The sequence below is a fragment of the Dermacoccus sp. Tok2021 genome, assembly GCF_019895135.1.
GTDB classification, from domain to species: Bacteria; Actinomycetota; Actinomycetes; order Actinomycetales; family Dermatophilaceae; genus Dermacoccus; species Dermacoccus abyssi.
The window spans coordinates 1-10,401 of sequence record NZ_JAGTHU010000041.1 but is presented as its reverse complement, the minus strand read 5'-3'; the positions used below and the strand labels follow the sequence as shown (position 1 = coordinate 10,401).

The following is a 10,401-nucleotide window of genomic DNA, read 5'->3' as shown; positions in this document are numbered from 1 at the left end:
GCCCCCCCCCCCCCCCCCCCCCCCCCCCCCCCCCCCCCCCCCCCCCCCCCCCCCCCCCCCCCCCCCCGGCGTTCGTGCTTCACTTCACGACGCGATCACACGGCTCAGCGGCGGGCCCGCACGACCTCGGTACCGCCGGAAGCCGCGGCGAGCAGCCGTTCGTACTGGTCGGGAGCAGTCGTGTTCTCCCCCAATCGGTTGGGCTTGCCGGCTCCGTGGAAGTCGCTGGAGCCCGTGACGACGAGGTCACGCTCCCGGGCGATCGCGAGCGCCCGCTCGACCTGTGAGACATCGTGGTCGCGGTGGTGCGCCTCGATGCCGACGAGGCCGGCGTCAGCCATGGCACGCACGACGTCCTCGTCGACAATGCGCCCGCGCGATTCGGCGAAGGGGTGCGCCATGACAGGCACTCCACCGCCCGCGCGCACCAACTCCACGGCGCGCACGGGATCGAGCGCGTAATGGCCGACGTGGTACGGGCTGCCGTTGTAGAGGTAGCGCTCGAACGCTTCGGAGCGATTCGCGACGACGCCGTTCGCGACGAGAGCGTCCGCCATGTGCGGCCGCCCGATGGTCGCATCGGCACCGGCGACGGAGAGCACCTGCTCGTACGTGATCTCGACGTCCTCACCCAAGCGCTCCACCATGCGCTGCGCTCGCGTGAGGCGCGACGAGCGGGCCTTCTCGAGCTCGGCGAACAGTTCGCCGTCCGTGGGCGGGAGGTAGGCAAGCAGATGGATGCTGATCCCCTCGTGCTTGCACGAGACCTCGATGCCGGGCACGAGGTCGATGCCGTGCTCACGGGCGGCAGCGGCTGCCTCGTCCCAACCACGCGTCGTGTCGTGATCGGTGAGGGCGACGACGTCGAGGCCGGAGCGAGCCGCTTCTGCGACCACCTCAGCCGGCGTCGTCGTGCCGTCGCTACAGGTGGAGTGGGTGTGAAGGTCGATACGCACGTTCACACGTTAGCCTTGCTCGTCGTGGAATCCTTCCGCTCCGACGACGACACGACCACCGGCGAGGCCATGCCCCAACCCGTGCGGTACGCGGTGTGGCTCATGCTTGCGGGCGCGCTCGTCCAGGCGTTGTCGACCCTCACGACGGCACTCGATCGGGAGGGTATCCGCGCCCAGACGGCCCGCCTCGCCGACGAGTTCGACCGCTCCCTCGACGGCAAGGCGCTCGAGCGAGCCACCGATCAGGCGTACTGGTTCGGTGTCGGCACCGGCGTGACGTTCGTGGCGCTCTGGCTCGTGGTCGCTCGGCTGTGCGCCATCGGTCGCACCAGCGGACGGCCTCTCGCGACGCTCTTCGCCACCGTCTACACCTTCACGTTCGCCTTCTCCGCGGTGCGTTCCTTCGGCCCGGGAGCGTTTCTGGGTCTCGTCACCGTCGTCGTCGGTATCTCGGCCGTCTATCTGCTGTGGCGCAGGCCGGTCACGCCGTGGCTCGCGCGGTGCGCCGCGCGTCGCTCCCAGGGCGCGTGAGCCACGTCGATAGGCTGGATTTCATGCCTCGCCACGTCGTCGCCGCCCTCACCGCTGCAGCCCTCGTCTCGTTGACGGCCTGTAGTTCGGGCGCCGACCCGAAGGACGTCACACCGACGTCGTCGACGTTCACGAACGGTGCCCAGTCGCCGACGACGGCTGCGCCCAACCCGAACCCGGTGACGTCGCCGAGCCCCGGCGCCGTCGTGAGTTCCGACAAGGTCTTCAACTTCGTGGTGCCCAGCGGATGGAACCTGTCGAAGAAGGCCCAGGCCGTCGCCTACCTCTCCTCGGCCACCGTCGCTCACAACGTCGCCCCCACGATCGCGATCACCCGCTCGAAGGTCTCCCCCGCGCCGGCTCTCGACCAGACCGCCCAGATGGCGATGATGCAGGCTCGCCAGGACGGCGCGAGCGTGGAGCGGCTCCCCGAGCGCACCGTCGGGGGTGAGAAGTCGGTGGCCTTCACGGCCAAGTCGACGGAGAAGAACGTCGAACTGCAGCGGACCTACACGATGGTGGCGCACGACAAAGCCCTCTACGTCATCACGCTGACGAGTGCCCAGGCCGACGCGAAGCGTGACGAGGCCACCCTCACGTCCTTCCTCGCCGGCCTGACGTGGACGAAGAAGGGCGACAAGGGTTCGACCGCCAGCGGCACGACACCGGCCCCCGTTCCCACCTCGACGTCCAACCCGCCGAAGCCGAGCTCCAGTTCGTCGAGCACAGCTTCCTCGTCGAGTTCGTCCTCGAAGGCGCCCTCCTCGTCCGGCAAGGCAACCGGCTCGGCGAAACCCTCGAGCAGCACGTCCACGAAGCCCACGGCGTCGTCGACGTCGAAGTGACGCGCGTCAGTCGGTCTGCTGGACGGTGCGACGCAACACCTTCGAGGTGAGTGAGTCCGCGCCTGCGGAAATCTGACGGCCGAGCAGCGTCCCGAGGGAGACGCCGACCGACAGCGCAAGCCCCACGAGCATCGCCAGCAGGAACGAGTCGACCCAGTTGTTGTCCTCGTTGTCCGTGACGAAGTACATGATGCCCTTGTAGACCGCGAGACCGGGCAGCAAGGGAACAATGCTCGCGGCGGTCACTGCGATGCTTGGCACGTGCAGTCGCCGCGCCACCGTCGGTGCCGCACACCCGATGAGGAAGGTCGCGATTCCGGAGGCAACGGGCTGCGAGGTGCCCCCCAGGATGTTGAACGTGGCAAAGAGGAGCCACGAGACCCCACCCGTGACGATCGAGACGAGGACCGCCCGGGGCGCGCAGTAGGCCGAGACGGCGAAGGCGCCGCCGAGCAGCGCTCCGGCGAGGATCTGGACGACGACGTTCTGCGCCAACCCGTCCGAGGGAATGACGTACAGGTTCACCCCGATGCGACGCGCGAGACTCAGCACGAGCAGAACCCCGGCCACGACGCCGCCGGTCAGCAGCATGACCTCGTACGTGCGCGCACCGGCGGTGAGGTAGAAGCCGTCCAGGGTGTCCTGCGCAGCGGTGACGACGGACATACCGGCCAGCAGCACCACGATGCTCGAGGCCACGACGATGCTCGGGCGCACTTGTGCGAGCCACCAGATGCCGCCGGTGTGATCGCGGATGACGATCAATGCCACCGCGATGCCGGCTGCGATGGTCGCCCCGATGACCTGTCCGAAGAAGGTCGACAACCCCATCCGCGCGAACCGCACCTGGACGTAGTCGATGAGCGCGGTGGCGACACCGGAGATGAGGATCATCATGAGACCGCCACCGAGAAGCATGGCAACACCGGCACCCATGAGACCCCACGCTGCCGTCACGACGCCGCGACGGTAGGAGTGCGGCATCTCGAGGATGCGTTCGAGCTCACCGAGGTTGTCCTCGATGTCGACGGGCTCGCCGCCGCTGGCACCGATCTCGCGCACGAGGGAGTGGAGTGCCTCGAGGCGCGAGTAGTCCGTACCCATCGAACTGACGATGCGCATGACGGTGATGGGGTCGCGGTGCACGCCGCGGTGCATGCTGAGCGTCACGGAGGTGTAGGTGATGTCGACGTGGACGCTCGAGAGGCCGTAGGCGCGGCAGACCCGCAACAGGGCAGCTGTCGTGTCGGCGACGGAGGCCCCGGTCACGAGCATGGCCTCACCCAGACGCAGGCAGAAGTCGATGACGGCGCGGGTGTGCCACTCCGAGACGGAGTCACTCCCGCCCCGAACCGCGATAGGCATCGTCGGAGGACCGCTCGGACGCAGCACCGATCGAGCTCGTCCTCGCACGCGTGTCGAACCGCCCGGCGTCGATCGTTGGGGCCGTCCACGCATGGTGCCCTCGGGCATTTTCACCACCTTGTCGCATCCACCATCAGCCACCCGTCATTGTGCGGCATACCCACCCTGGGTCGGCAAGCCGCCCACCCGGCGCAGTGTCGGCGCGAAGAGGCACAATGGGAGGTGTGAGTGAGAAGCAGCAGCAAGCAGAGCACCGAAGCCGCCCCGGCGGCGCGCAGTTCCGCGAGTTCGTGGCCTCCGGCTGGGCGCCGCGCGACATGACGCCGACGGCCCGTGCGGCCGTCGCGGACTTCACGCCGGCCCGCCGCGAGGCCCTCTCGCGGGAGTTTCCCGAAGCACGGCTCGTCATCCCCGCAGGCGGACTCAAGGTCCGCAGCAACGACTGCGACTACCAGTTCCGTCCCCACTCGGCCTTTGCCTGGGTGACGGGCCTGGGCGCCGATCGTGAACCGGACGCCGTATTCGTCCTCGAGCCGCGCCCCGAGGGCGGCCACGAAGCCCAGATCTTCTTCAAGCCCCTCGCAGGCCGCGACACCGAGGAGTTCTTCGGTGACAGCCGCTACGGAGAGTTCTGGGTGGGTGCTCGACCCACGCTCGATGACATGTCGAACGAACTGGGCGTGACGGCCCGCCACCTCGACGAGTTCGGTGACGCCGTCGCGAAGGACGCCGGCGCCGTCGACGTCCTCGTCGTGCGCGACGCCGACGCCGACGTCACCGCCCAGATCGAGCAGGTGCGTTCCCACCTCGACGAGGCGGCCACCGAGGCCGTCCAGGCCAAGGACGCCGAGCTGGCACGCTTCCTGTCCACCGCGCGCCTGACGAAGGACGCGTGGGAGGTCGGCCAGATGCGCGAGGCCTGCGACGCCACGGCACGTGGCTTCGAGGCCGTCGTCGCTGACCTTCCGGAAGCGGTACACCGCGGTCGCGGTGAGCGTTGGGTCGAGGGCGTCTTCGGACTCCACGCGCGTCACGCCGGCAACGGCGTCGGCTACGACTCCATCTGTGCGAGCGGCGACCACGCCAACACGCTGCACTGGATCAAGAACACCGGCGAGATCCGCTCCGGCGACCTCATCCTCATCGATGCCGGAGTCGAGGTCGACTCGCTGTTCACCGCCGACGTGACGCGTACGCTGCCGGTCTCGGGAACCTTCTCCCCTGCCCAGCGCGAGATCTACCAGGCCGTCCTCGACGCACAGAACGCCGGTTTCGCAGCCGCGAAACCCGGTGCGAAGTTCTCCGACGTCCACGCTGCGGCCATCCGCGTCATCGCCGAGCGCCTGCACGGGTGGGGCCTTCTTCCCGAGGGTGTCGACGTCGAGGCGACGCTCGACCCGGAGAACGGCCAGTACCACCGTCGCTGGATGGTGCACGGTACGAGCCACCACCTCGGCCTCGACGTCCACGACTGCGCCCTGGCGCGCAAGGAGGAGTACATGGACGCCGAACTCAGCGAGGGCATGATCATCACGATCGAGCCGGGCCTGTACTTCAAGGCGGACGACGAGCTCGCCCCCGAGCGCTTCCGCGGCATCGGTGTGCGCATCGAGGACGACGTGCTCATCACGGCCGACGGCAACGAGAACCTGTCGAAGGCCCTTCCCCGTGAGCCTGACGAGGTCGAGGCCTGGATCAAGGACGTCTGGAGCCGCTGACGTTCTGCCCGGACGAGCGACGGCCCGTCACTTCCGAGAGGAGGTGACGGGCCGTCGTCGATCGTGGGAGCGTCCGCGATCAGTAGACGCTGACCGGCTCGCCGATGTAGAGCAGGCGGTTCGCGATGAGGAAGTTCTGCGCCGACACGGACAGGCGGCAGCAACCGTGCGAGGCCGGGTAGGCCGGGATGGACGCGGAGCCGTGGAAGGCGATGCCACCGTTGAAGTAGAACGGGCGCCACAGGCCACCGAGTGCGCCGTAGTCCCAGCCGTTCGATCCGCGACGGTTGATGCGGAACTCGCCGGACGGCGTGGTCGCGCGGATCTTGCGGCCGTAGTAGGTGAACAGCTCACCGTTGCCGGTGGAGGTGTTGAAGATGTACTTTACCGAACCACCGCGCACGACCATGACGATCTGGCGACGCTTGTCGACCTCCATGCGGTTACCACCGCGACGGCTGCCCGGGCGGGTTCCGCGGTTGACGGCGCCCCACGTCTTGGCACCCACGACCCCGTCGCGGCCGAGACCGGCGACCTTCTGGATGGCGAGGACGGCCTGCACCGTCAGTGCACCGAAGACACCGTCGGGCGTGCCACACCAGTAGCCGAGCGAGTTGAGGCGCTTCTGAAGCGCGGTGACGGACGAACCGCGGCTACCGGCCTTGAGAACCGGGTTGGCTGCGGAGGCGCTGGTGGCCACGCCGGTACCCACGGCGGCCAGTGCGCCCATGGCGGCAGCACCCGCGACGACACCGCGGCGGCTGATTTCGTTGTGTTCCATGACACGTCTCCTTCTCGTGGAACGGGCGACCACTCGGCCGCTGCGGTTTCCCTCCCGCGTACCTATGACGCAACTGCGAGGCGTCCGGTTCCCCAAGAGGTCGATGTTCGTCGAACCGTCGACGACACCGCGCCTGCAGTGCTCGTACGTCGTTCCATCCAAACCAACGTCCATCATGCCAGAGAAACCCGATGCGGCTCCGCCGCCGGAGCCGTGTAGCGAGCACCTGCAACGAAATCGCAATGAAATACTGCGTGCATGAGTGCACCCACCGACCGTCTCGTCGCCGAAGCCCTCGCGAAGTCGGGGTTGCTGTGGCTCACCTCCGCGGCCGGGTCTGCACCGTGTTGGCACGTGGTCGTCGATGGTGTCGCGTACGTCGTCACGGGCCCGGGTGAGCAGTACAGCCCCGTCCACGTGGGGCGTACGAGCGTCGTCGCGCGGGCCAAGGAGTCTCGCGCTCGCCTCGTCGCGTTCGACGCGGAGGCCTCCGTCGTCTCGCCCGAGGACGACGATTGGGAAGCCGCCACGGGCGCTCTCAAGGTGGGGCGTCTCAACGCTCCCGGAGGCGACATCGTGGCTCGGTGGCGTGAGGAGGCCACGGTTCTGCGGCTCGTTCCCGACCTCACCACGGTCGTGCTGCGCGGACAGAAGCTGCCGCCGCCAGCCGCGGAGAGTGGCTCGACATCCGACACACCCACCCCGGCGCAGCAGACACCCGGTGACCGTCCCGATGACGGCCGGCGTCCGGCGTCCGGGCCCACCCGCTCCGCACGGGCCGCCGCCGAGCGCGCGAACCGTGCCGCGCAACGCGCCGACGAACAGGCGACGAACGAAAGCGGTCCTGCTTCGCCGGAAGCCGGGTCGGGTGACGACGGCGGCGCGGCTAAGGTGAGCCCGTGAGTACCCGCGTCTTCGTCGCCCGCCTCGTCGGCCTCACCGTCTTCGATCCGCTCGGAGACCGTGTGGGACGAGTTCGTGACGTCGTCGTCGTCTTCGGCAAGAACCCGAGCCCGCGCGTCATCGGCCTCGTCGTCGAGGTCGTCCAGCGCCGCCGCGTGTTCCTGCCGCTGACGCGTGTCACCTCCATCGACGCGGGCAAGGTCATCACCACCGGTCTCGTCAACATGCGCCGCTTCGAGCAGCGCCACAACGAGACCCTCGTGTGTGCCGAGCTCTTCGACCGCCAGGTCACCGTGCGCGACCCCGAAGCGGAGGAGTTCGTCGGCACGGTCGAGGACATGTCGATGGAGCAGAACCAGCGCCGCGACTGGAACATCACGAAGGTCTTCGTGCGTGAGTCGGGCAGCGCCTCGAGCGCGTCGCGGGCCATGAACCGGCTGGCGCGTCGACGCGCGGGCAAGACGAGCCTGCACGATATCCGCGACGTCTTCGGTCTGCACCGCGAGCACCAGGAGCAGTCGGCCGAGCGACTCCTCGAGGCGTACGACGACCTGCGCGTTGAGGACCTCGCCGAGGTCATCCACGACCTCACACCGAAGCGGCGCGCCGAGGTGGCCGCGGCCCTCGACGACGGCAAGCTCGCCGATGTCCTCGAGGAGCTCCCCGAGGACGACCAGGTCGAGATCATCGCCGCGCTCGGCACCGACCGTGCCGCCGACGTCCTCGAGGCCATGGAACCGGACGACGCCGCCGACCTCCTCGGCGACCTGCCGCCCGAGACGGCCGAGGACCTGCTCAAGCGGATGGAGCCCGAGGACGCCGCGCCGCTGCGACGCCTCCTCTCCTACGACGAGAACACCGCCGGTGGTCTCATGACCACCGAGCCCGCCATCCTCGGCCCGGAAGCCACGATCGCGGAGGCACTCGCCGTCGTGCGCCGTGAGGAGCTCGACCCGGCCCTCGCGTCGGCCGTCTTCATTGCGCGCCCGCCGCTCGAGGTGCCCACGGGACGCTTCCTCGGGATGGTGCACACGCAGCGTCTGCTGCGCGAGCCGCCGCACACGCCGGTCGGCAACGTCGTCGACTCGACCATCGACCCGCTGAACGTCGAGGCTCCTCTCGGTGAGGTGACGCGCACGCTGGCGCAGTACAACCTCGTCTCGCTGCCCGTCGTCGACGACAACGGGCGCCTGCTCGGCGCCGTCACGGTCGACGACGTGCTCGACCACATCCTTCCCGAGGACTGGCGTGAGGAGCGCCACGACCTTCACCACGACCGCAAGCTGCCGGGGGTGGACGCATGAGCCGTAGCGGCAAGGACGAACGTCGCGACAACCGCGAGGAGATGCGCCGCGACGCTCTCAAGGAAGCGCGCCGCGAGATGCGCGGCGACGAACGCGGCGAGAGCACGGGGCGCCTCGATCAGCCCCAGGAGAAGCGCGCGAGTGTGCTGCCGCGCTTCTCGATGGACTCCGAGAACTTCGGTGTCGCGAGCGAGAAGTTCGCGCGCTTCATGGGCACGGCGACGTTCCTCATCTGGATGACGCTGTTCGTCGCCATCTGGCTGGCGTGGAACACCTTCATGCCCGAATCGGCCCAGTTCGACCCTCGTGCGCTCAACTACACGCTGCTCACGCTCATCCTGTCGCTGCAGGCCAGCTACGCGGCGCCGCTCATCCTGCTCGCGCAGAACCGTCAGGACGACCGTGACCGTGTCGGTCTCGAACAGGACCGGGCACGCGACGAGCGCAACCTCGCCGACACCGAGTTCCTCACCCGCGAGGTGGCCTCGCTCCGTCTCGCGATGCGTGAGACCGCGACGCGTGACTTCGTCCGTTCCGAGCTGCGCTCGCTCCTGGAGGAGATGGAGGAGCGCGGCATGCTTGCCTCACCGGAGGACGACGAGGAGGAGGCGGGCGGTCGCGCGGAGCGTTCGAAGAACGAGCGCAAGCCGCGGCGCAAGGACGGCGCCTGATCAGCGTCCTTCCCGCCGTCTCCGGGCGGCAAGGCGGACGTGTGCAACACCACGTCGCCCCGGCATGAGCACTTCCTACTGGGTCGTACGATGGATGGCATGTCCACTCCCACTCTCGATGCCATCGGCGCTGCCCTCGCGACGGTCGAAGACCCTGAAATCAAGAAGCCCATCACCGAACTGGGCATGGTCGACTCGGTCGACGTCTCCGAGAGCGGCCACGTCGCCGTCACGATCCTTCTGACGATCGCGGGCTGCCCGCTGAAGTCGAAGCTGACCGAGGACACGACGAAGGCCGTCATGGGCGTCGAGGGCGTCACGGGCGTCAACGTGACGCTCGGTGTCATGACCGACGAGCAGCGCAAGGACCTGCGTGAGCAGCTGCGTGGCGGTCAGGCCGAGCGCGAGGTGCCCTTCGCGCAGCCGGGTTCCATGACGCGCGTCTACGCCGTCGCCTCCGGCAAGGGTGGCGTCGGCAAGTCGTCCGTCACGACGAACCTCGCTGCCGCGATGGCGGAGCAGGGCCTCAAGGTCGGTGTCGTGGACGCCGACATCTACGGCTTCTCCGTGCCGCGCATGCTCGGCGTCGAGCAGCGCCCGACGCAGGTTGACGACATGATCCTGCCGCCGGACAGCCACGGCGTGAAGGTCATCTCCATCGGCATGTTCGTGCCCGGTAACCAGCCCGTCGTGTGGCGTGGCCCGATGCTGCACCGTGCGCTGCAGCAGTTCCTCGCGGACGTCTTCTGGGGCGACCTCGACGTCCTCCTGCTCGACCTGCCGCCCGGCACGGGTGACATCGCCATCTCGGTGGCGCAGCTCATCCCGACGGCGGAGATCCTCGTCGTGACGACGCCGCAGCAGGCTGCCGCGGAGGTCGCGGAGCGCGCCGGCGCGATCGCGTTGCAGACGAAGCAACGCGTGGCCGGCGTCATCGAGAACATGTCGTGGCTGGAGCTGCCGGACGGCACGCGTCAGGAGATCTTCGGTGCGGGTGGCGGCCAGACGGTCGCCGACTCGCTGACGCAGGCCATCGGCGCGAAGGTCGAGCTGTTGGGCCAGATTCCGCTCGACACGACGCTGCGTGAGGGCGCTGACGCGGGTACGCCGGTCGTCGTGGGCAACCCCGACTCCCCCGCCGCAGTGGCGCTGCGCGGTATCGCGAAGGGCCTCGGCACGCGTGCGCGCGGCCTGGCGGGCCGCAGCCTGGGCCTCACCCCGAACCGCAAGTAAAGCGAACACGAAGCGGGGGGGGGGGGGGGGGGGGGGGGGGGGGGCGGGGCGGGGGGGGGGGGGGGGGGCGGGGGGGGGGCGGGGGGGGGGGGGG

Annotated in this window: 10 protein-coding genes; 7 read left to right on the top strand and 3 right to left on the bottom strand. The window is 69.1% G+C overall.

The annotated features are described in order from the left end of the window. Positions 1–104: 104 nt before the first annotated feature. Positions 105–956: a PHP domain-containing protein gene (locus K9D12_RS14605; protein ID WP_223060579.1), complete on the bottom strand. Its 852-nt coding sequence runs from the start codon at positions 954–956 to the stop codon at positions 105–107. A gap of 24 nt (positions 957–980) precedes the next feature. On the opposite strand from K9D12_RS14605, the gene K9D12_RS14600 reads away from it, so the two are divergent. Both K9D12_RS14600 and K9D12_RS14595 read left to right on the top strand, forming a co-directional pair. Then, positions 981–1,487, top strand: a complete 507-nt coding sequence (locus tag K9D12_RS14600) for a hypothetical protein (protein WP_129662582.1) — start codon at positions 981–983, stop codon at positions 1,485–1,487. Positions 1,488–1,510: 23 nt separating this feature from the next. Next, positions 1,511–2,332, top strand: coding sequence for a hypothetical protein (locus K9D12_RS14595; RefSeq protein ID WP_223060578.1), 822 nt, complete (start codon positions 1,511–1,513; stop codon positions 2,330–2,332). 6 nt (positions 2,333–2,338) lie between these two features. Here the strand turns inward: K9D12_RS14595 and K9D12_RS14590 are convergent, their stop codons facing one another. Further along, positions 2,339–3,697 (bottom strand): threonine/serine exporter ThrE family protein, encoded by a 1,359-nt coding sequence (locus K9D12_RS14590; RefSeq protein WP_223060577.1) that lies wholly within the window; start codon positions 3,695–3,697, stop codon positions 2,339–2,341. Between the two features lie 215 nt (positions 3,698–3,912). Between K9D12_RS14590 and K9D12_RS14585 the strand changes: the two genes are divergently transcribed. Then, complete coding sequence (locus tag K9D12_RS14585) at positions 3,913–5,415, top strand: aminopeptidase P family protein (protein ID WP_225911345.1); 1,503 nt, start codon at positions 3,913–3,915, stop codon at positions 5,413–5,415. 79 nt (positions 5,416–5,494) lie between these two features. Here K9D12_RS14585 and K9D12_RS14580 read toward each other — a convergent pair whose 3' ends face one another. Continuing rightward, complete coding sequence (locus K9D12_RS14580) at positions 5,495–6,196, bottom strand: L,D-transpeptidase family protein (RefSeq protein WP_052946711.1); 702 nt, start codon at positions 6,194–6,196, stop codon at positions 5,495–5,497. 258 nt (positions 6,197–6,454) lie between these two features. Here K9D12_RS14580 and K9D12_RS14575 point away from each other — a divergent pair, with 258 nt between their 5' ends. The 4 genes from K9D12_RS14575 (at position 6,455) to K9D12_RS14560 (ending at position 10,307) form a co-directional block, all read left to right on the top strand. After that, on the top strand, positions 6,455–7,099 hold the full coding sequence (locus tag K9D12_RS14575) for a hypothetical protein (protein ID WP_052946713.1): 645 nt from the start codon (positions 6,455–6,457) through the stop codon (positions 7,097–7,099). Then, the gene (locus K9D12_RS14570; protein ID WP_223060575.1) at positions 7,096–8,403 is read left to right on the top strand and encodes a magnesium transporter MgtE N-terminal domain-containing protein; all 1,308 of its coding nucleotides are present in this window, start codon (positions 7,096–7,098) and stop codon (positions 8,401–8,403) included. Before K9D12_RS14575 ends, K9D12_RS14570 begins: the two co-directional genes overlap by 4 nt. Next, complete coding sequence (locus K9D12_RS14565; RefSeq protein WP_370448500.1) at positions 8,400–9,074, top strand: DUF1003 domain-containing protein; 675 nt, start codon at positions 8,400–8,402, stop codon at positions 9,072–9,074. The genes K9D12_RS14570 and K9D12_RS14565 overlap by 4 nt, the downstream gene beginning before the upstream one ends. A 99-nt stretch (positions 9,075–9,173) precedes the next feature. Continuing rightward, entirely contained in the window at positions 9,174–10,307 is a 1,134-nt protein-coding gene (locus K9D12_RS14560; protein WP_187035766.1) for an Mrp/NBP35 family ATP-binding protein, read from the top strand. Positions 10,308–10,401 lie beyond the last annotated feature (94 nt).